Annotated in this window: 22 protein-coding genes; 10 read left to right on the top strand and 12 right to left on the bottom strand. The window is 54.1% G+C overall.

What is annotated here, in order from left to right; translation table 11 throughout:
* Positions 1 to 2: 2 nt before the first annotated feature.
* From ACZ5FM_RS23725 to ACZ5FM_RS23715, 3 genes are all read right to left on the bottom strand, one after another.
* The gene (locus ACZ5FM_RS23725; RefSeq protein WP_464041435.1) at positions 3 to 824 is read right to left on the bottom strand and encodes an autotransporter outer membrane beta-barrel domain-containing protein; all 822 of its coding nucleotides are present in this window, start codon (positions 822 to 824) and stop codon (positions 3 to 5) included.
* Positions 782 to 2,104, bottom strand: a complete 1,323-nt coding sequence (locus ACZ5FM_RS23720; RefSeq protein WP_464041434.1) for a hypothetical protein — start codon at positions 2,102 to 2,104, stop codon at positions 782 to 784. The genes ACZ5FM_RS23725 and ACZ5FM_RS23720 overlap by 43 nt, the downstream gene beginning before the upstream one ends.
* Positions 2,105 to 2,228: 124 nt before the next feature.
* Positions 2,229 to 2,396, bottom strand: coding sequence for a hypothetical protein (locus ACZ5FM_RS23715; protein ID WP_464041433.1), 168 nt, complete (start codon positions 2,394 to 2,396; stop codon positions 2,229 to 2,231).
* Positions 2,397 to 2,514: 118 nt separating this feature from the next.
* Between ACZ5FM_RS23715 and ACZ5FM_RS23710 the strand changes: the two genes are divergently transcribed.
* The 8 genes from ACZ5FM_RS23710 to trxB all read left to right on the top strand — a co-directional run bounded on the left by ACZ5FM_RS23710 (position 2,515) and on the right by trxB (position 8,243).
* Entirely contained in the window at positions 2,515 to 2,856 is a 342-nt protein-coding gene (locus ACZ5FM_RS23710; protein ID WP_464041432.1) for a carboxymuconolactone decarboxylase family protein, read from the top strand.
* A 91-nt stretch (positions 2,857 to 2,947) separates the two neighbouring features.
* A complete protein-coding gene (locus ACZ5FM_RS23705; protein ID WP_464041431.1) occupies positions 2,948 to 3,511 on the top strand; it encodes a TetR/AcrR family transcriptional regulator in 564 nt (187 codons plus the stop codon).
* Positions 3,512 to 3,617: 106 nt separating this feature from the next.
* Positions 3,618 to 4,301 (top strand): DsbA family oxidoreductase, encoded by a 684-nt coding sequence (locus ACZ5FM_RS23700; protein ID WP_464041430.1) that lies wholly within the window; start codon positions 3,618 to 3,620, stop codon positions 4,299 to 4,301.
* Positions 4,302 to 4,404: 103 nt separating this feature from the next.
* Positions 4,405 to 4,959: an OsmC family protein gene (locus tag ACZ5FM_RS23695; RefSeq protein WP_464041429.1), complete on the top strand. Its 555-nt coding sequence runs from the start codon at positions 4,405 to 4,407 to the stop codon at positions 4,957 to 4,959.
* Positions 4,960 to 5,032: 73 nt separating this feature from the next.
* Positions 5,033 to 6,148, top strand: coding sequence for an alkene reductase (locus ACZ5FM_RS23690; RefSeq protein ID WP_464041428.1), 1,116 nt, complete (start codon positions 5,033 to 5,035; stop codon positions 6,146 to 6,148).
* Positions 6,149 to 6,385: 237 nt separating this feature from the next.
* Positions 6,386 to 6,715, top strand: coding sequence for a thioredoxin (gene trxA, locus ACZ5FM_RS23685; protein WP_464041427.1), 330 nt, complete (start codon positions 6,386 to 6,388; stop codon positions 6,713 to 6,715).
* Positions 6,716 to 6,775: 60 nt separating this feature from the next.
* Positions 6,776 to 7,138 carry a thioredoxin family protein gene (locus ACZ5FM_RS23680; RefSeq protein WP_464041426.1) on the top strand — a complete coding sequence of 121 codons (363 nt, stop codon included), beginning with the start codon at positions 6,776 to 6,778 and terminating at the stop codon, positions 7,136 to 7,138.
* Between the two features lie 142 nt (positions 7,139 to 7,280).
* Complete coding sequence (trxB, locus tag ACZ5FM_RS23675) at positions 7,281 to 8,243, top strand: thioredoxin-disulfide reductase (RefSeq protein WP_464041425.1); 963 nt, start codon at positions 7,281 to 7,283, stop codon at positions 8,241 to 8,243.
* A 448-nt stretch (positions 8,244 to 8,691) separates the two neighbouring features.
* Here the strand turns inward: trxB and ACZ5FM_RS23670 are convergent, their stop codons facing one another.
* The 4 genes from ACZ5FM_RS23670 to ACZ5FM_RS23655 form a co-directional block, all read right to left on the bottom strand.
* Positions 8,692 to 9,948, bottom strand: a complete 1,257-nt coding sequence (locus ACZ5FM_RS23670) for an aminotransferase-like domain-containing protein (protein ID WP_464041423.1) — start codon at positions 9,946 to 9,948, stop codon at positions 8,692 to 8,694.
* A gap of 1 nt (position 9,949) precedes the next feature.
* The gene (locus ACZ5FM_RS23665; RefSeq protein ID WP_464041422.1) at positions 9,950 to 10,714 is read right to left on the bottom strand and encodes an amino acid ABC transporter ATP-binding protein; all 765 of its coding nucleotides are present in this window, start codon (positions 10,712 to 10,714) and stop codon (positions 9,950 to 9,952) included.
* Complete coding sequence (locus tag ACZ5FM_RS23660; protein WP_464041421.1) at positions 10,711 to 11,637, bottom strand: amino acid ABC transporter permease; 927 nt, start codon at positions 11,635 to 11,637, stop codon at positions 10,711 to 10,713. The genes ACZ5FM_RS23665 and ACZ5FM_RS23660 overlap by 4 nt, the downstream gene beginning before the upstream one ends.
* Positions 11,638 to 11,714: 77 nt before the next feature.
* Entirely contained in the window at positions 11,715 to 12,569 is an 855-nt protein-coding gene (locus ACZ5FM_RS23655) for an ABC transporter substrate-binding protein (RefSeq protein WP_464041420.1), read from the bottom strand.
* A gap of 128 nt (positions 12,570 to 12,697) precedes the next feature.
* Between ACZ5FM_RS23655 and ACZ5FM_RS23650 the strand changes: the two genes are divergently transcribed.
* Positions 12,698 to 13,609, top strand: coding sequence for a LysR substrate-binding domain-containing protein (locus ACZ5FM_RS23650; protein ID WP_464041419.1), 912 nt, complete (start codon positions 12,698 to 12,700; stop codon positions 13,607 to 13,609).
* A gap of 104 nt (positions 13,610 to 13,713) precedes the next feature.
* On the opposite strand, the gene ACZ5FM_RS23645 is transcribed toward ACZ5FM_RS23650, so the two are convergent.
* The 3 genes from ACZ5FM_RS23645 to ACZ5FM_RS23635 form a co-directional block, all read right to left on the bottom strand.
* Positions 13,714 to 14,961, bottom strand: a complete 1,248-nt coding sequence (locus ACZ5FM_RS23645; protein WP_464041418.1) for a MalY/PatB family protein — start codon at positions 14,959 to 14,961, stop codon at positions 13,714 to 13,716.
* A 217-nt stretch (positions 14,962 to 15,178) separates the two neighbouring features.
* Positions 15,179 to 16,324 (bottom strand): enolase C-terminal domain-like protein, encoded by a 1,146-nt coding sequence (locus ACZ5FM_RS23640; RefSeq protein ID WP_464041416.1) that lies wholly within the window; start codon positions 16,322 to 16,324, stop codon positions 15,179 to 15,181.
* A gap of 91 nt (positions 16,325 to 16,415) precedes the next feature.
* Positions 16,416 to 16,985, bottom strand: a complete 570-nt coding sequence (locus ACZ5FM_RS23635; protein ID WP_464041415.1) for a recombinase family protein — start codon at positions 16,983 to 16,985, stop codon at positions 16,416 to 16,418.
* 294 nt (positions 16,986 to 17,279) lie between these two features.
* Between ACZ5FM_RS23635 and ACZ5FM_RS23630 the strand changes: the two genes are divergently transcribed.
* Complete coding sequence (locus ACZ5FM_RS23630; protein ID WP_312948354.1) at positions 17,280 to 17,894, top strand: hypothetical protein; 615 nt, start codon at positions 17,280 to 17,282, stop codon at positions 17,892 to 17,894.
* Between the two features lie 302 nt (positions 17,895 to 18,196).
* Here ACZ5FM_RS23630 and ACZ5FM_RS23625 read toward each other — a convergent pair whose 3' ends face one another.
* Both ACZ5FM_RS23625 and ACZ5FM_RS23620 read right to left on the bottom strand, forming a co-directional pair.
* A complete protein-coding gene (locus tag ACZ5FM_RS23625; RefSeq protein ID WP_464041414.1) occupies positions 18,197 to 18,487 on the bottom strand; it encodes a type II toxin-antitoxin system RelE/ParE family toxin in 291 nt (96 codons plus the stop codon).
* Positions 18,480 to 18,740, bottom strand: coding sequence for a type II toxin-antitoxin system ParD family antitoxin (locus ACZ5FM_RS23620; RefSeq protein ID WP_312948350.1), 261 nt, complete (start codon positions 18,738 to 18,740; stop codon positions 18,480 to 18,482). The genes ACZ5FM_RS23625 and ACZ5FM_RS23620 overlap by 8 nt, the downstream gene beginning before the upstream one ends.
* Between the last annotated feature and the right edge of the window lie 256 nt (positions 18,741 to 18,996).

Genomic DNA, 18,996 nt, shown 5'->3' with positions numbered 1-18,996 from the left:
CATCAGAACTTGACCTTCCAGCCCGAGCGCACCCACACGGTTGGGTCATCACCCTCAGAGGTGACGCTGACGTTTAGAGAGGCTGTGCCGCCAGCAACATCGACTTCCGCACCCATACCACCGCGCAGCCAGAACTGGTTGGTGTCCTGCCCGTCGAAACTGAAAGCGGAAAGACCGGTGATGGTGCCGCTGGTGGCTGCGGTTTCGTTTTCAAACCGATAGGCGGCTTCGGCGCGTGCCAGCAGGCGAATGCTATCGTTCAATGCGTGAACGCCATCGATACCGGTACGAACAACCGTGCTGTGGTCGCTGGTTGAATTGAAACTGGCCGGGAAGCCACCGACGGTTTCTGTGTAAGCATCGAGCTTTGCATGGGCATAGGTCAGGCTGGTGTATGGCGTGAAGTTCCAGTCATTGGCTGAGAATGCATTCAGCCAATCGAAGCGTAGCTTTGCACCCCAGGTATCAAGATCGGCTTCACCATGCGAATAATCCATCACGCCGCCATTGAGATAACCGCGCGTGACCGTGAATTTGCCCGGTGCGTAATAAGCGCCGACCGTGGCGTAGACATATCCAGCGACCGGAAGCGTCACTTCCGGCGCAATATAAAAGCCCTTGTTGATGAAGTTGCCGCCGGTATCGATATCCTGATCGGTGTAGAGACCACCAAAGGCAAACCGGGCTGTTGCGCCACCTTCAAGGCCAAGGCCGTAACCGAAGTCGGCAAGGCCAAATGCGCCATCGCTGGCGGAGCCATTGTCATAACCAATGTCTGACGTCACCCAGATCGACTGCTGGCCAACGTCGAGCAGATTGCGCATCGGTTCGCCATGGCACCGTTGAGAACAGTGCCCGCGTAATTGATACCGACATTTGCAGATGGTTTGGCGGCCAGCGAGGCGTAAAACTCGTTCATGTCGATGATGCCGGAGCCCGTTGAGGAAACACGCGCGATAAACGCGGTGTCGTTTCCGGTCGTCCCGACCAGGATACTGCCATCGGCGCTAACACCCGTTGCGCTTCTGGTGAAATCACTTGTGATGCTTGCGCCACTGTTGCGCAACCAGTCTTCCACCGAGATCATGCCGGTCGCAGATGTCCAGCGGAAAGCGCGGTACACGTTGCTAGCACTGCCATCCTCCGACGAACCCACCACGACCGATCCATCGGCATTGACGCCACTAGCTTCGGAATACCCACCGCTATTCAGGGTTCCAAGGCTGACCATGGTGTTGGTGTCTTCCGTCCAGCGGAATGCGCGCGTGGCGTTGGAGGCGTTGCCGTCAAATGCGCGACCGACAACGACCTTGCCATTGACACTGACACCGAAGGCTACGGAATCGGTGCCGCTATTGAGGGCCCCAAGGCTAACCATGGTGTTTGATGCTTCGGTCCAGCGGAACGCGCTCATGTAGGTGGCGTTGCCGTCATGTGCGCTACCGACCACCACCTTGCCATCGGCACTGATACCGTAGGCTTCGGAAGAATGGCCGTTATTGAGAGTCCCAAGGCTGACCATGGTGTTAGTGTCTTCTGTCCAGCGGAAGGCGCGGTAAACGTTACCGGCACTGCCATCAGCGGCAAAACCGACCACGACCTTGCCATCGGCACTAACGCCTCTGGCAAAGGAGGAAAAGCCGTTATTGAGAGTACCAAGGCTGACCATGGTGTTTGAGGCTTCGGTCCAGCGGAAAGCACGGTTCCTATTGCTAGCATTGCCATCATTGGCATAGCCGACCACGACCTTGCCATCGGCACTGACAGCTTGAGCATAGGACCTTATCCCGTTATTCAGGGTGCCAAGGTTGGTCATGGTGTTTGTGGCTTCAGTCCAACGGAAGGCGCGAATATCATTGCCCGCAGCACCAACATCTGCATTACCGACCACGATCTTGCCATCGGCGCTGACAGCTTGAGCATTGGAAAATGATCCTCCATTGAGGATGCCCAAGTCCTGAAAACCATCCGGTTCCGCAGACAGGGCCGCACCGGCCGACAGCACGCCAAATGCACAGGCCAGCAATGTCAGGGCTGTTGATGTCTTCAAGAGTTTTGCACGCGGGAGAGTGCCAATGTGGCTCAAATTATATATGGTATTCATAAGTAACAAGTTCCCCATTCCGGTCCGCCAGGACCGAAAACCCTCAAGTTGAATCGGTTTGAAACAAATCAGTTACTTGCGATGTTGATGATCAAGACGTTCAAGTTAAACGTTTTTACGCCACTTAAAGTAGTGGAGCACATTGGCATGGTTGTCCTGCGCCAAGCTTGCGCAGGACCATGTCAGCGCAGATCAGAACTTCACCCGAGGTATCGAGGTCTGCTTCGCCGCGGGAATAATCCATCGCGCTGCTATTGAGATAGCCAATGCGTGTACGACGAACAGCGCTCATCGCTTACGGTCGAGTTTGCGTTTCTGTCTGCCCTTCTCAAAAGACAACTTGACCACAAAACGAGACAATGCTAACTAGTCTACCAACTAGTTGGTTGATATTGGTGTGAGTGAAAAAAATGGAAAAAAATTGGACAGAAGAACTGAAAGCTTTGGTCAAGCGAGTGGGAATTCTAAACAAGGCCAATGCACCGGTTGCGAGCGCCTTTCACAAGTTAGAAGCCGCTACGCGCGAAAACAGCGTGCTGGACGCCAAGACGCATGAACTTATTGCGCTTGCCGTAGCGGTTACGACGCGTTGCGACGGTTGCATTGCGGCACATGCTGTTGCGGCCAAGAAGGCTGGTGCGACCAAGGAAGAAATCGCGGCTGCTCTTGGTACGGCCATCGCGCTCAACGCTGGCGCTGCGTACGTCTATTCTTCCCGTGCTTTGGAAGCTTACGAAGAACTCGGCGAGTGAGCCAGAAATTTGGTGTGTTTCTTCGTATTGACAATCTACCATGTGGTAGGTAGTGTTTTATTCTAAGCTATCCAAAGCTCGAGGAAGAGATATGGCTGTTAGCACACGTGAGGCCTTGGTTCAAACCGCTGAAAACCTGATGCGTACACGCGGTTATACCGCTTTTAGCTACGCAGACTTGTCCGAAGCGGTGGGCATCCGCAAGGCGAGCATACACCATCACTTTCCGACCAAGGAAGATCTGGGCGCGACGATAGTCGAAGAGTACATTAACCGCGTTCGAACCGAATTTGGCCGGATCGAGTTACAGCATGAGCATGTGATCGGTCGTCTCGAGGCATTCCTCCAGATTTTCAGATCGAGTGCCGATGGCGGCTTGTTGCCACTGTGCGGCGCACTCGCAGCTGAAATGTCGGCATTGCCGCTTAGCTTGCAGCAATTGACGCAGCGTTTCTTCGACATGCAGTTGAGTTGGCTCACTAAAACCTTGGAGCAGGGTATACAGCTTAAGGAAATTCCGAAAGGTAGTGGTGCCAAGCACAAGGCGTTCCTTCTGTTGAGCATCCTGGAAGGCTCGAGCTTTATCAACTGGGCTATCAAGAACGAAGATCCGCTGACCCCGAACGTTGTGCGCCTTATCGTAGAGCACGCCTAACACACCTGCAGTTCGTCCCCGCAAAACGGACTGCTGCTCGTTTTTGACTAATTAACCTACCTACTAAATGGTATAGGTATGCGCAGTTGCGCTGATGGAGAAGGCTATGAAAACAGTAAAAGTTGAAGTCTGGTCGGACTTCGTTTGCCCTTGGTGCTGGATCGCAAAGAAGCGCTTCGAAAAGGCCGTCAATTCGCTGTCCGGCCAAGTCCATGTAGAAGTGACCAACAAGGCCTACCGCCTCGCCAAGGGACTGAGGCCGATGGATTACAAGACTGCGTTGCATCAGAAGCTGGGCGGTGCAGCTGGAGCTAATCGGATGATGACCGCGGTCGGCACCACCGGCCTCATTGAAGGCTTGGTCTACAACTTCGACACTATGCGTTTTGGGGACACAAGTGCCGCTCACGTTCTGATCAAAAGCATCAGGTCACCCGTCGTCGCCGAGTTGGTTGCCGAGCGTGTCTACAAGGCTGCGACCACGGACGGACTCAACATTTTCGATCAGGACGTGCTGGCGACATTAGCCAAGGAAGCCGGCGTCATCGATACCTCCTTTGATTTTGCTTCGACACGCATCCTCGCGGAAATAGAACGCGATGAAATGGAAGCAAACCGCATAGCCAATGGCGTTCCCTTGTTTCTGTTCAGCGGCAAGGTCTACGTCTCCGGCGCCCAGGAGGCCCACGTTTTCGAGCGCGCCATCCTGGATGCCGCTCGCGAGATGCCCGAAGCCATGAGCGGCGCAAGCGAAGGCGAGAGCTGCGGCATCGACGGCTGCACCCACTGATCAACCGGCCGCTCCGGCCGCCTAGCCACCCCCAATCAATCGACCGCCATGGCCGGATGTTGGATCCCTCGCGCGCAAAGCGCATTTCGAAAGGAACTATGAAATGACTAACAAGCCCAATGGTATCGATGTTGCCGCCCTGCAGCAGTTTGCAAAAGGTGTGGCAGAGGATGCTTCCAAGCGCAACGCGCGCTTCAATGTTAAGACCAAGTGGGATGGCCAGACCCGCTCGGTGGCTACGGTCAACCACTATTCCCTCAGCGGCGTGAAGTACGAACGCGACTTCCAGATTGCGGCCGATGAGCCGACCGAACTGCTCGGTCAGAATTCCGCACCTAATCCGCAGGAACTGCTTATGGCAGCCCTCAACGCGTGCCTGACCGTTGGCTACGTCGTTAATGCTGCAGCCATGGGCATTACGGTGCATAGCCTAGAAATCGAGACTGATGGCGAGCTCGACCTGCGCGGCTTCCTTGGGCTCGATGAAAGCGTAAACCCTGGCTACGACGAAGTGAGTTATGTGGTGCGCCTGCGCGCAGACGCCTCGCCTGAACGTCTGGAAGAACTGCACCAGGTCGTGACGAAGACTTCCGTGAATCGAGCGAACTTCTCGAAAGCTATCCGCGTGGTGTCCACACTGGAAGTCTTGGAAAACTAAGGCCGGACCCTCCTAAAATTCATCATCCCGGCAGCCCCTGATCGGCGCTGCGATAATTTACAAGAGAACCATCATGAGCAAGCTTTTCACCTCCTACGACCTAGGTGGTCTGCCGTTGGCCAACCGCGTTGTCATGGCCCCGATGACCCGGACGCGGACGCCGGAGAACATTCCAAGCGACCTGACCGCACTCTACTACGCTCAGCGTGCTTCAGCCGGTCTGATCATTACCGAAGGTTTGCCCGTCTCGGAGGAGGGGCGTGGCTACCTGTACACCCCAGGCCTGTACACAGACGAGCAGACCGAGGGCTGGCGCAAGGTCACTGACGCTGTGCATGCGAAGGGTGGCAAGATTTTTGCCCAGCTCTGGCACGTTGGCCGCCTCTCCCACGTCTCAATCCATCCCGGCAGTGGCGCTCCAGTGTCTTCGGGTGAAGTGCCGGCGACCAGCACCATGGTCTACGCCTGGGCTGAACCGGGCAAGGAAGGCCCGGTCCTTCCAAGCAAGCCGCGTGCCCTTAGCACCGAGGAAGTCCAGCGGGTCACTGAGGACTTTGTTGCCTCCGCACGTCGGGCGATGGATGCCGGCTTCGACGGCGTCGAAGTAATGGCGGCCAACGCCTTCCTGTTCGATCAGTTCCTGAGCAGCAAGCTCAACACCCGCAGCGACCAGTACGGCGGTTCCATTGACAATCGCCAGCGCTTCCTGCTGGAGACTATAGATGCCTTGGCCAACGCTATCGGCGGTGAAAAAGTGGGCGTGCGAATCTCGCCGTTTGGCCGCATCTACGACATGGAAGCCTTTGAAGGAGAGGCGGAAGCGTGGGCGAGCATGGCCGCAGCGTTGAACGAACGGACGCTGGCATTCGTACACCTGAACTACCAGACCACCATTTCGGATGCTGGTACTCCAGCTGGCTTTGGCGCCTCGTTCCGTAAGACCTACCAAGGCACCCTTATTGGCGCTGGCGGCTTCACGAAAGATCTGGCCGAAACCGAGCTGGCAAAAGGAGAACTGGACTTGATTGCATTCGGCACAGCATTCATCTCCAATCCCGATCTTGTGGAGCGGATGCGGAACGGGTGGCCGCTGGCAGAGCCTGACCGGTCCACCTTCTACGGTGTTATTGGTGCCAAGGGCTACACCGATTACCCGGTGTACGACGCAGGCAGCGGTCGCGCTGCGTAGCTTGGGGAGCCAGTAATCTTTGTGCCAAATGAGTGAAAAGGCCGGCGGACATTCCGCCGGCCTTCTGCATTTGTTTCGGTCCCAAGCGAACGACAGTCAATTTTGCGAAATCAAAAACCGCCCTTGACAACTATCACCGTCGATCCTATCTACCTACTACTAGGTTGGGTGTGAAGTCTTGCACTCACCTGTGCAATCGAAACCGCGGAGGACGCCCTCCCATAGATGAGGTTACAAATGGCTACCCGTAGCACCACCACTTTAAACTTTGATGCCGATGTGATCCAGAGCAAGACGCCGGTCTTAGTCGACTTCTGGGCCCCCTGGTGCCCGCCCTGCAGGGCCATCGCGCCTTCACTGGAGGAGATTTCTGATGAGCTTGAAGGGAAGCTCCATGTCATCAAGGTTGATATCGATCAGCATCCCGACTTGGCCCAACGTTTCGGTTTAATGTCTATCCCCACCCTCAAAGTGTTCGTTGATGGTAAGGTTGTCAAAGAGATCGTTGGCGCCATGCCCAAGCAGGCGCTAAAGGCGCAGGTGGGGCCGTTTGTAGAGGCCATGTAGGTTGTAACCAGCTGGCCGACCTCGATGTGAGGTCGGCAGCTCAGCGAAAGGGTAAAGTCGATGAACGTAACTCTGCCCTCGTGGGCCGGGCTGGTGGAAGAACTGGATGCAACAGAATTCAACCGCCTCACCCGCTCCAATACCACTCCCCTATTGCTTTACATCGGGGCGCCATGGTGTCCCCCATGCACGACAATGGGGCCAGCAGTTGAAGCTGCCTCCGAAACGCTTGGCGACCGGGTTCGATTCGTTAAGGTCAATGCGGCCGCCGACTCACAGCTGTTGAAAGCATTGAAGGTCGCGTCTGTGCCAATGCTCATATTGTATGGCGAACACGGCCACGAGTTGGCGCGATTCCTTGGAGTGTTGTCGGCACGCGAGCTCGTGCGGTGGGTGGATACGACGCTCGCTGAGTTGGCGTGACGGGCAGCTACCCACTCCTCAAATCTTGGTGTTTAACCTGCAGCTCAAGCTTGTTCGCGCCTCGCTCGCCCGAGTGCTGCCTGAAGTGCATGCCAAGCGCGCGAATAACGCACACGTAAGAAATTCAGAAGAAGGATAGGCTATGAACGTCTCTCTTGAGAACCATAGAAAGCTCATTATTTTGGGTTCTGGCCCCGCCGGCTGGACCGCAGCCGTCTACGCTGCCCGCGCCAACCTTAAGCCCTTGGTGATCACGGGTCTGCAGCAGGGTGGCCAGCTGATGACCACGACTGAGGTGGACAATTGGCCGGGCGACGCCCAAGGCTTGATGGGACCAGATCTGATGAATCGTATGCAGGCTCATGCCGAGCGCTTCGATACGGAAGTTATTTTCGACCACATCCATACTGCAGATTTGTCCCAGCGCCCCTTCAAGCTGACCGGTGATAATGCCGAATACACCGCCGATGCGCTGATCATTTCCACCGGCGCGACGGCAAAGTATCTGGGCCTCCCGTCGGAAGAGGCGTTTAAGGGACGCGGCGTATCTGCATGTGCCACTTGCGACGGGTTCTTCTATCGCAACCAAGACGTCGTCGTGGTCGGTGGCGGCAATACTGCTGTGGAAGAGGCGCTATACCTATCCAACATCGCCCGCAAGGTCTACCTAGTCCACCGCCGTGACATCCTCAAGGCGGAGAAAATAATGCAGGAAAAGCTGTTCAAAAAGGTGGCAGAAGGCAAGATCGAGACCGTCTGGCACCACGAGGTGGACGAGGTGTTGGGCACCGACGTAGGTGTAACCGGGGTGCGATTGGTGTCCACTCTGGATGGCAGCTCCCGCGATATCGACGCGCAAGGCCTTTTCGTGGCAATCGGCCACCACCCGAATACCAGCCTGTTCAATGGCCAGCTTGCGATGAACAACGGCTATCTGAGAATTCGCTCGGGTCTGGGCGGCAATGCCACTCAGACCTCGGTGGAAGGCGTGTTTGCCGCCGGCGACGTGGCTGACCAGCACTACCGCCAGGCAATCACCTCGGCTGGTTTCGGTTCCATGGCAGCGCTGGATGCCGAGCGCTATTTGGATTCTACTCGCACTTAAGACACGACATGCTGCGGACACCCTTGAAGACCGGGGCCATCTGCTCGCAGCTGAAGATTCCATTCGGAAACCCGCATCATCAGGTGGCGGATCGCCATTTGGGCCAGACACACGATAACTCGTAGCCGAGCGTGAACACCCCAGATAAGCAAAAGTCGTCGCAGCCCACGCTAAACCTTCGCTCTTGGCCAACCGCATTTCGCTTGATAAGCAGAATGCGGTTGAGCAGATTGATTAAAGAATAGCAGCTGCAGTCATCGATGCAGGATTTGCGGATGATGGATTGCTTTCGATGATTGCCTAGTGAGTCTCTTAAGTGAAGTGCCGCTTAGAGATCAACATTTTACGCCCCGAGTTCGAATGGACTGCGTCATTCCCTGCCGGAAGCGAGCTTTGCCCCGGAGCGCCAGTTGTGTAGAAATCACTCGCTAAGGCCGCGTCCTCGTCATTAGAATGATCTTACCCGCCTCGTGGCATCGGCTACAGCCGACCGGACATCGTCCGCGATCGTTCCATTCTTCAGATCGTAATAGGCCTTCGCAAGGCGTTGGATACCTTCTTCGATTTTGTGGGGTTCCTCATAGGAATAGCAAAGCCTGAGCGCGTTTTCGAGAGGTTCATTTGGATAGCACCGTCGGCCGGAATAGACTTTCACGCCGCGCTCCAGCGCCAGCCCCGCGAGTTCGTCTGCATTGACTGCATCCGGGAGACGCAACCACAGATAATAACCGCCTTCTGGAACTCGGAAGTCGCTATCCGGCATTAAGCGCAACAACGCATCGACCATAACGTCGCGGTGCGTGCGCAATTCCTTAGTTACGATATCGATATGATATTCGATCTCGTTCCCGCGCAGCAGCTCAACGAAAACCCGCTGGTTGAACGGACTAGTGCCTCCATCCGCCTTTTGCACGGCCATCCGTTGTATGATCTTTTCATCAGCGATAACCCAGCCGATTCTCAGGCCCGGCGCCAAGATCTTGGATGCCGTGCCAAGTGCGATTACCAGCCCTGTCGTATCAAGACTCTTGATTGGTGCAACCGGCTGCCCTTCAAAGCGGATACGACGATAAGGATCATCCTCAATAAGAATGAAACCGAACTTGCGCGCCAATGACAAAAGCTTGTGACGCCGAGCTAGTGTTGTCGTTAGACCGGTGGGGTTGTGGAAATCAGGTACGTCGAAGAACAGTTTGGGAAGTTTTTCACCACGTTCAGACGCATCTGTGAGTTTCATCTCTAATTCATCGACGAGCACGCCGTCTTCGTCCTGCCCCACAGTCCAAAACGCAACTTCATGCGTTCGCAGAATGCTGAGCGCGGTCATGTATGTTGGCGCGGTAACGATCACGCCATCGCCTGGCTCAATGAAAACGCGGCAAGCCAGATCCAACCCGTGTTTGGCGCCGTTGACGATCAGTATGTTTTCAGGGCGGCAGACGACGCCGTCCCGTGCAACGTATTCGACGATCTGCTCGCGCAGTTCCTCTACGCCGAAAACGTCAGAATATTGCATCGTTTCGGATCGCTGCGTCGCAGCCATGACCGCTTCACGGCTAATATCTGGCAAGCACCGAGGAAAAGCATAGCCATCCGAAAAGTCAAAATCGACCTTTGACGAGCCGTGGCCAGCGTTAGTGGCAACTGATCTTAGCGCAAACCTGTAGTCGATTTCGGGCGTAGAGAATTCCATATCGTTTTGCATGTCACATTACCTTGCTTAAAAACGAGCGTGTTCGCTCTTCTCGTGGCGCCGACAGCAACCTGTCCGCCGGCCCGCTTTCGACGATTTCTCCGTCCACCATGAAGTGGATCGTATCGGCAACTTCTCGTGCGAATCCCACTTCATGAGTGACTAAAATCATTGTCCGACCCTCATCGGCCAGGTCTTTCATCACACCGAGCACTTCGCCCACCAGTTCCGGATCGAGGGCCGATGTAGGCTCGTCAAACAGAAGCAATGCCGGCTTCATTGCGAGGGCACGGACGATGGCAATTCTCTGCTGCTGACCGCCCGACAACTGTGCTGGATACGAATGCTCCTTCTGCAGTAGTCCTACCCGCAACAACAGGTCTCGGGCGAGCTGTATTGCATCGTTCTTTCCGGCACGACCGAGGGCTACGGGAGCCTCGATGATGTTTTCAAGAACGGTTAGATGAGGAAAGAGGTTGAAGCGCTGGAAAACCATTCCGATCTTCTGCCGCTGGTGGGCAAGATGACGCTCGTCCAGCTCGCGAAATTTTTCCCCATGCCTTGCGTAGCCGATGGGATCGCCAGACACAAAAACCATGCCGCTCGACTGAGTTTCCAGCCGGTTGATGCATCGAAGAAGGGTAGATTTGCCCGCACCCGACGGACCGATGATACAAGCGACCTCTCCGACATGGACGTCGAAACTGACGTTACGCAGGACGTTTAGCGCGCCATAGGATTTGCTGAGATTGCGAACCTCGACGATTTTTCTGTTCACGATGCTGCCTCCCGTTCCCGGCCGGCCTTGGCTGACATGCCGACCGACCAGATGCGCTTCATTGCAGACACCAGGCGAGGTTTCTTCTGCGGGGCGAAACCTCGTGAATATCTGCGCTCCACGTAATATTGCCCGACGCTCGCTACGGAGGTGAGAACCAGATACCAAAGGCTTGCCACGACCAGCATTTCAAGCACGCGAAAATTCTCACTGTAAATGCGTGTGGACTGGGTCAGGAGGTCGCCTGCTGCAATGACCGAGACGAGCGATGTCGTCTTGAGGAGTGAAATCAGCTGATTCCCCGTTGGCGGAATGATGACCCTGAGGGCCTGCGGCAATACGATGCGAAAAAGAACTTTCGCAGGCGGCAGACCTAGCGCCTTAGCCGCCTCGTTTTGCCCCTTGTCAACACTCTGCAGCCCTGCCCGGACAATTTCCGACATGTACGCGGCTTCGTTTAAACCGAGGCCAAGCAACGCTGTAACTGTCGCCGTCATCACGGCGTTGGTCGAAATGTCCAAGAAAACGGGGCCGCCGGGAATGCCGAGCCAAATGTGCGGAAAAATGATTCCGATGTTGAACCAGAATATCAGTTGCACAAGAACAGGCGTTCCGCGAAAAAACCAGACAAATGCAGACGACAGAGCCTTTGCAACGGGATTGGGTGAGAGACCCATGATCGCCAGCACCACACCCAGCACGAGCCCAATTAGCATGGATCCGCCGGTGAGGTAGAATGTCACGATCACCCCATCGATGATACGCGTGTCAAAAAGGTAGGCGGGAACGATACCGAACTCGAAGATATCGTTTCTGCTGACGTGATAGACAAGCGCGGTGAGGCAGAAGACCAGCAACGCGCTGAAAATCCACCGCCAGGGATGGCGGCGTTGAAGAATGTGAAACTCGTATTGTTCCGTCATGATACCATCCTGAACCGGAGACCTGCGGTCGGTTTGGCGGCCATTTAGCCGCCAAACCGACCGTCTGGCTCAAAAACTCATTTCGAAGCAGCGTTGTAAGTCGCCTTCTCGATTCCGATCTCAGCAAGACTGTATTTATCAAGTATCTTCTTGTATTCGCCGCTGGCGATGATCGCATCAAGCCCGCGCATCAGCGCATTGCGGAGGTCCTCATTGTTCTTGCCGATCACCATTCCATAAGGCTCCGGGGAGAACTGGTTTCCTGCTAAAGCGAGCTTGCCAGCCGATTTTTCCGCCTTGTAAGCAGAAATCGGATAGTCGTGCATTACGAGATCTGCACGGCCGCTTTGCAGTTGCAGTAGCGATTGCGCGTCCTCGGGAAACTCGTTGATGGTGATCGGCTTTCGGTTTGCTTCGACGCATTTCTTGGACTGACGCTTGGCAAAGGTCGTCGCAAGATCGCCTGTCTGCGATGCGACGATAAGACCGCAGACATCATCGAGGGTCTTAATGCCCTTGGGATTTCCGCCCTGGACTATGATCCCTGTGCCAACATTTGCGTAATTGACAAAGCCCACGCTCTGTTCACGTTCGACCGTGTCTGTCACCCCAGTCATGCCGACATCGAAACGGCGTGCGATGACGCCGGGGATGATGCCATCAAACTTGATATTGACCCAGGCGACTTTTGCGCCGAGTTCTTTAGCGATTGCCCGGATGATATCGGCATCGACGCCGACATACTCTCCCTTGTCGTCCAGCGAGACGATAGGCGCGAATGTCGCGTTGACAGCGACAGTGATCGTCTTGTCCTCAATAAGGCCCAATTGCGCCGCAAACGATGCGGAACTGATAAGCAGAGAGGCGCAAGTGGCGGCCCCTAATTTAATGATCCGACTGAAATTTGAGTTAAATGCACTGTTGTTCATCATAGTTACCCCTTATCGATTAGCACATCTTATATTGATGAGTTTTCCTGCAACTCCACCTTGCCAGCGCCTCGATATTGCTGTCCAATCCTAATATTGGTCGCAAATATAAGTTTAGGTTATAGGATGAGATGAACCTCAAGCAACTCGAAGCGTTTAGGGGCGTTATGATTGCGGGAAGCATGGTGGGTGCTGCAAAGCTTCTTCATGTATCGCAACCCGCTATCAGCCAGATTATCAACCAACTCGAACGGGACATCGGGTTTGCGCTCTTCAAGCGTCAGAATGGAAGGGTCTACGCCACACCGGAGGCCGACGTTCTCTTCTCCGAAACCGAGCGCGTCTATGCTGGCGTTAAGGACCTCGAGCGTCTCACCGAAGGACTGCGCTTAAACAAGTATGGTAGTCTGCGATTGGCCGCATTTCCTGCCATTAGCAGAGCTGCTCTTCCCCGCATTCTCTCAACGTATCAAAACGGGAGACCGGACATCCACGTTTCGCTGCAATCCACACCCTCCAGAAATCTGGCTAACATGGTGGCACGTCGGGAAATAGATTTGGCGCTTTCTGCGCTTCCTAGCGACAGAGACGAAGTCATGGGTACGGTCGTCGGCGACCTAAGGACCGTCTGCGTCCTTCCAAGAGGCCATTCGCTTTGCGAAAAGACCATAATCCATGCGACGGATCTAGCCGGTGAAGCCTTCATCTCGCTGGGTAAAGATGACCCGTCTCGCCCCTCAATCGACAAGGTCTTCGATACGGCCGGAGTCAAGCGCAGGCTTTGCGTCGAAGTTAGCCAATCTGATGTGGCCTGCGGCTTCGTCGCCGAGCAATACGGCATCGCAATCGTCGACGAAATGACGATGTCATGGTATCGTGACGACAAAATCAGCATACGGCGTTTCGAACCGGAGATATGTTTCAAGATATGGCTTCTCGAGCTGCGCAACACGAAGCGCCCCCGGCTCCTCAATAACTTCTCGCAGTATTTGAAAGAGGAAACATCTAAATTACTGGACGATATTCAGAAACGTGTTTCGTAGACACCACCACCTCAGTGGGATTAGCCACGGCGGTTGCTCAGCGTCGGTGTTGCGCGCTCTGGATCGTGTTTAGCCGAAGTGTCAGGGCCGCTCGCAATGCGCACTCATTGCCCTACTTTCGATGAGACCGTCCCAACTATGCGTTTAACAGCCTCATCGACGGTAGAGCGCGGACAGGCCAGGTTTATCCGCATGAACCCCTCTCCCTCCACACCGAATTTAGGACCGTGATCGAGCCAGATTCTTGCTTCCTGGACCAAAAAACGATTGAGGTGTTCAGGATCGGTTATGAAGCCGCGGCAATCGATCCAGGATAGGTAGAGCGCATCGGCGGAAAGGACTGTCATGCCGATATTTGCAGCGTGGATGGCATTGGCAAAATATAAATGATTGTCTCGCACGTAGGACAGCATAGCCTCGAGCCACGGCTCACCATGTGCGTAGGCGGCCTCAGCCGCTACCATGCCCAGAACGTTGACGAGTTCGAAAGCATTGCGGTCGAGCTGGCGACTGAATTCCTCTCGGAGGCGCGTGTTTGGGATAATGACATTTGCGCTTTGCAAGCCCGCCAGATTAAAGGTTTTGCTCGGCGATGTGCAGGTCACACTGTTCTGCCGGAAATGCTCGCCAAGCGAACCGAATGGCGTATGGCGCTTTCCCGGATTCAGAACAAGATCTTCATGTATTTCGTCGGCGATGACAAGAACACCACGTCGCAGACAAATCTCGCCCATGGCCCGCAATTCCTCCTCGGACCACACATTGCCTGTAGGGTTGTGGGGATTGCAGAGGATGAACATTTTCGTGTTCGGTAGAATTGCACGCTCGAAGACGACAGGATCGAACTGGTAGCGTCCATTTTCCAAGACGAGTGGTGCTGTCGTCACGCGGCGTCCGTTCGCAAGCACGTCATCGCGGAAATGCGCATAAACTGGCGGCTGGATAAGAATACTGTCGCCTGGATGGGAGAAGGCCTGAATCGCGGTTTTTACGCCTTGGATGATCCCCGATATCTGAACGATCCACTCCGGCGAAATGTCCCAACCGAACCGCCGTCCCTGCCAGCTCACGATCGCATTCAGATATGAGGGCATCGCCCCGCCCGGATAGCCGAAAACGCCGTGATTGACGGCTTCGTGCAGAGCTTCCAGAACTACAGGCGGCGCTCTGAAATCCATATCCGCCACCCACATTGGAAGAAGGTCGGCATCAGGATTGAGACCGGCCAAGAACTTGGAGGCTCCTGTCCACTTCATCGAATTGCTTGCTTTGCGGTCGATGATCTCGTCGAAATTGAACGACTGAGATTTTTGCTCATGGGAGCGATGCTCCGAATTCAAGGTAAGTTCCATCTCAAAATCCCCCATACATGCCAATATACCTACTAGTAGGTACTTTTCTTGTCAATGTCCACGAGAACTATCGTTGGTGTCCTTTGATTAGAAAGGCAGGATTACTCTGAAATCGATGAGATTTTCGTGGCGGGCTCATGCAACATATTTTGGATGAGCTTGCCGCCTGGGATAAGGGCGATGACTTGAAGGTTTTTCAAGCCATCGCTCAAAGCCATCAAGCTAGGTTATTTGCAATGTAAGCGAAGTCTATATCTTCACCTAGACCGGGTAACTGTGATCCATGAACGAAACCATCGTTGTCCATAGGATCGAATATTGTGTGAAGATATTCCGGTGGCTTTTCATAATCGAGAAGCGGGTGAAGTAGACCCCGCTCATAATAGAAGCAGTTCGAATTTGCCAGGCAAAGCGCTAGATTTGCTGCACCACTTCCATGAATTTCGCAGTTCATTCCAAATGAGTGAGCGGTGTGCATGACCTTAAGGCAAGGTGTAATTCCCCCTGCATTGAGAACGCCGGCCCTGAGCATGTCGCAAGCACCGTATTTGATCCATTCCGCTCTGCTTCGGTTCTTGCCGGAGACCGTCTCGGGCGCGGTGACAGGAATATCAAGCTTGTCGGAAAGCCAAATGTACGAGGACATACTGGTTTCGTCCATTGGCTCTTCAAACCATTCAAAATCAAGCTTCTCAATTGCGCGGCCAATTCTGAGCGCTTCTGTACGGCTGTAGTAGTGGTATCCATCCAGTATAAGTTTGATGCGAGGTCCGACAGCATCGCGGACTGCCTGACAGGCGGCGATATCTTTATCTGCGTCCGGCGCGCCGGGGGTTGGCGGAAACCAGGTGTGAAGCTTTATCGCGCGGTAACCGCGTTCTACCAACTTGACGGCATATTCGGCAAATTCCTCCGGTGTTGAAAGACTTCCCCCTTTACTGCCTCCCGGCATGATAGAACCATAGGCCAGGATTTTGTCTCGGTGAGCTCCCATGAGCTTGTAAACCGGCAACCCGGCCTTTCTGCCAGCAAAGTCCCACAGCGCCTGATCCACGGCGTTTAAGGAACGGTCATTGAAGCGACCGCCCGCTCCCCGTTGGCGTTGCGCCATATCAGTGAACATTTTCTCGCGAGAAAAAGGGTCTTCGCCTATCAGGACCGGTCGCACGTAGTTATTGAGAATATCTTCCGTTAGCTGCTCAGGATGCTGGAAGGAAAAGCCTTCAGTGCCGTCATCCGCTAAGATACGTAACAATGCATGTTTTACGCGCTTTGGCGTGGAAGGATGTGCATGCCCTCCGCTATCGTTAGCTTTGTAGCTGGTATAGTTGAATACGTCTGTTTTGACCTCGATGATTTTCACAAAACCTCCTCAGTTTTGATAACAAACCATTTTCGGCGCCCCAGATGTCGAGGTCAAGCCAATGAGGATTCACTTTGACTTTTTATGCCCTTTAAAACCCCCGAGATTTACTCGTCGCCGTTTTACCTATCGCCCGATAAACGGTCATTCGTGACACATTCAGTTCACGTGCAATAGCGGATTTTGTCATACCATCCGTGAACCGGCGTCGGATTTCATCATCATCAATTTGCTTTTTCCGTCCCTTATAAGCGCCCGACGCTCTAGCGGCTTCAATACCGGCCCTCTGGCGATCCTTGATGAACTGAAGCTCCATATCAGCAACCATGCCGAGGATCGTAATCACCATTTTCCCCATTGAACCGGTTGTTGAAATTTCAGGTTCGAGCACGCGTAGCGAGGCACCCTTTTCCTCCAACTCGTGAGCCAGGTTGAGAACGTCGCGAGTAGATCTGCCTAGCCGATCCAGGCGAACAACAACCAGCTCGTCGCCGGCGTGTAGAAAATCCATGATCGTTTCCAACTCAGAGCGCCCTTTGCGGGTCGACCCCGATCCGGTTTCGGATCGAATGATCTCACAACCTGCTTGCTTCAGCCTTTCATTTTGAATGGCCAGATCCTGATCGTGTGTGCTGACGCGTGCGTAGCCAATGCGAGCCATGGCGATTCCGTAACATTAGGGTGGTTGGCAATATGTAACGTCACTTTTTGCAAAAAACTACCCATATGTGACGTCCTTTCCGTGTCACATGGATATGTAACGTTGAGGTATACCCTAATAATACTTTGTCTGGACTGCTCTTTGGCGAGACCCTGAGCAAAGGACATAGGACGACCAGCCTCAGCCAATGGCTCGGATATTGATTGGGTTTACCGCTTTCGGGGTCGAAAAGGCTGTAGACATACTGCACCTTGAGTGAAATGACATGTCATAAGGGTGACTGGAATCTGCAAGATGAGTGTGATGAAGCAACTGAGGTGGGTTGGAGTGGCTTTATTAGCCCTCGGCTTTCCTGCAGCTGGAATATTGCCTGCTTGGGCGGGGTTCGAAAACGGCCCTCTTGAAGTTGGTCAAGTTGTCATATTGCTGGGTGGTGCAGCCATCGCGCTCTGGTTTGCAATAGATAATCACACAAAGCTTCGATGGTTTTGGCTTGCCGTCGCTATCGTTTGGGCGATCTTGGCATTTCGCGAGCTCAGTTGGGGTGGAGTTTTCATGGCCCCGTTGTCCAACGGCGATGAGGGACCGTTTTTCTCTTCATCGCAGCTTTGGTACAAGCCTTTCATAATGCCTACACTCGTCGTCGTAGGCCTGATCTGCGCCGTATTTTCCATTAAGGGCAAGGGTATTTATGTTCTCAGGTTTCTGATCGTCACCTGGCGTTTTCCATTTGCCGACATTCTTCTGTTTATTGTCGCAATGATTGTCTCCGCTGGTGCGGAAGGACATATGGGTTTGAATTTTGGCGACTGGGGGCACATGCAGATACTGGAAGAAATGTCAGAGACTGCAGCTTATGTTTTCCTGATGTCAGCGCAGGCAAGAGTGAAGCTTGCCCTGAGGCGGTAAGGACAACTCGTAAACCAGAGCGCTTGGACCGTCACCGTACAGCCTGATAGAAGTCAGACCGTTGGGCCCGCCGATCACTGAGGAACAAACTGCAATTGATTGAGTTCACCTACAGAGCGCGGGCCGTGTCAACCGGACGCGACAGGGATGGTGAACATCGCGGTTTTTCCGGTTTCTCGCGATGGCCAACGAAACGGCAGACGAGCGCCCCACCTGTCCGGCTTGCACTCAATACTATTCAAAGTCGCCGACCTTGCAGAGTTGTTCCGGATACCTCACTCCACGATCATTCTGGATTAGCCTTAGAGAAGCCAGTTTTCGACGTCACGGGGACCGTAAACTACCGCCACGACGAAAATTCCATAATCCATTGGCTCGTAAATAACGATGTAACGCCCTTCAATCAAAATTCGGGCAGTGGGGCTAAGATCGGGACGCGCCGATCCCATGCGGGGATGCTCGGCTGCCAATTCGGTCTTATCCAGAATACGGCGCAAAAGAGCGTCAGCTGCTCTTTCATTATCAGGTGCTATCGAATGCCAAATCTCGCGTAAATCATACTCGGCCTGAGGACTGAAAATGGATTTAGCCACGTGAGCGTGCTTCCGCCTTCAGCGAAGCTAACAAATCGTCTGCAATGATATGACGGCCTTCACCACTAGCCATACCTTCATCATAAGCAATCTTCAGGCGTGCAAGCTCCATACGGCGTACTTCTTCACGTTGCTCCCAGAGCCGGAGCGCATCGCGAACGATCTCACTATTTGAGGCATACCCACCACTGTCGACAGCGCTTTTCATAAGCTCTGCTTGATAGGGTGTAAGAGAGACGTTGAGTGTACGCATGTTTGTGGCTTTCATTCTTCAAGCTTATAACACGACCAACAAGGATTGCCAATAATTGGCAAGATTAGCCGCAACACCACCCTGCCCTGCGCAAATGTCCATGGTGCCGTCAGTTTGGCCTTTCGATGTGATTGGGGACGAGCGATACCATTCTCGGTATCCTGACCCCCATAAACCTCTCCAGCTGTCGATAAGACTTCCGTCATCTTCCACCACCCACCTGCTCATTAATCGGAACCTTCAGTCGGCCGCTCTC

This window comes from Agrobacterium sp. 5Ca50 (assembly GCF_055381905.1).
This window is presented reverse-complemented; position numbering and strand designations above follow the sequence as displayed.

Coding starts and splice junctions, on each gene's coding strand:
- ACZ5FM_RS23725 (WP_464041435.1), bottom strand. CDS start 824: ATGCGCAATCTGCTCGACGTTGGCCAGCAGTCGATCTGGGTGACGTCA.
- ACZ5FM_RS23720 (WP_464041434.1), bottom strand. CDS start 2,104: ATGAATACCATATATAATTTGAGCCACATTGGCACTCTCCCGCGTGCA.
- ACZ5FM_RS23715 (WP_464041433.1), bottom strand. CDS start 2,396: ATGAGCGCTGTTCGTCGTACACGCATTGGCTATCTCAATAGCAGCGCG.
- ACZ5FM_RS23710 (WP_464041432.1), top strand. CDS start 2,515: ATGGAAAAAAATTGGACAGAAGAACTGAAAGCTTTGGTCAAGCGAGTG.
- ACZ5FM_RS23705 (WP_464041431.1), top strand. CDS start 2,948: ATGGCTGTTAGCACACGTGAGGCCTTGGTTCAAACCGCTGAAAACCTG.
- ACZ5FM_RS23700 (WP_464041430.1), top strand. CDS start 3,618: ATGAAAACAGTAAAAGTTGAAGTCTGGTCGGACTTCGTTTGCCCTTGG.
- ACZ5FM_RS23695 (WP_464041429.1), top strand. CDS start 4,405: ATGACTAACAAGCCCAATGGTATCGATGTTGCCGCCCTGCAGCAGTTT.
- ACZ5FM_RS23690 (WP_464041428.1), top strand. CDS start 5,033: ATGAGCAAGCTTTTCACCTCCTACGACCTAGGTGGTCTGCCGTTGGCC.
- trxA (WP_464041427.1), top strand. CDS start 6,386: ATGGCTACCCGTAGCACCACCACTTTAAACTTTGATGCCGATGTGATC.
- ACZ5FM_RS23680 (WP_464041426.1), top strand. CDS start 6,776: ATGAACGTAACTCTGCCCTCGTGGGCCGGGCTGGTGGAAGAACTGGAT.
- trxB (WP_464041425.1), top strand. CDS start 7,281: ATGAACGTCTCTCTTGAGAACCATAGAAAGCTCATTATTTTGGGTTCT.
- ACZ5FM_RS23670 (WP_464041423.1), bottom strand. CDS start 9,948: ATGCAAAACGATATGGAATTCTCTACGCCCGAAATCGACTACAGGTTT.
- ACZ5FM_RS23660 (WP_464041421.1), bottom strand. CDS start 11,637: ATGACGGAACAATACGAGTTTCACATTCTTCAACGCCGCCATCCCTGG.
- ACZ5FM_RS23655 (WP_464041420.1), bottom strand. CDS start 12,569: ATGATGAACAACAGTGCATTTAACTCAAATTTCAGTCGGATCATTAAA.
- ACZ5FM_RS23650 (WP_464041419.1), top strand. CDS start 12,698: ATGAACCTCAAGCAACTCGAAGCGTTTAGGGGCGTTATGATTGCGGGA.
- ACZ5FM_RS23645 (WP_464041418.1), bottom strand. CDS start 14,961: ATGGAACTTACCTTGAATTCGGAGCATCGCTCCCATGAGCAAAAATCT.
- ACZ5FM_RS23635 (WP_464041415.1), bottom strand. CDS start 16,985: ATGGCTCGCATTGGCTACGCACGCGTCAGCACACACGATCAGGATCTG.
- ACZ5FM_RS23630 (WP_312948354.1), top strand. CDS start 17,280: ATGAGTGTGATGAAGCAACTGAGGTGGGTTGGAGTGGCTTTATTAGCC.
- ACZ5FM_RS23620 (WP_312948350.1), bottom strand. CDS start 18,740: ATGCGTACACTCAACGTCTCTCTTACACCCTATCAAGCAGAGCTTATG.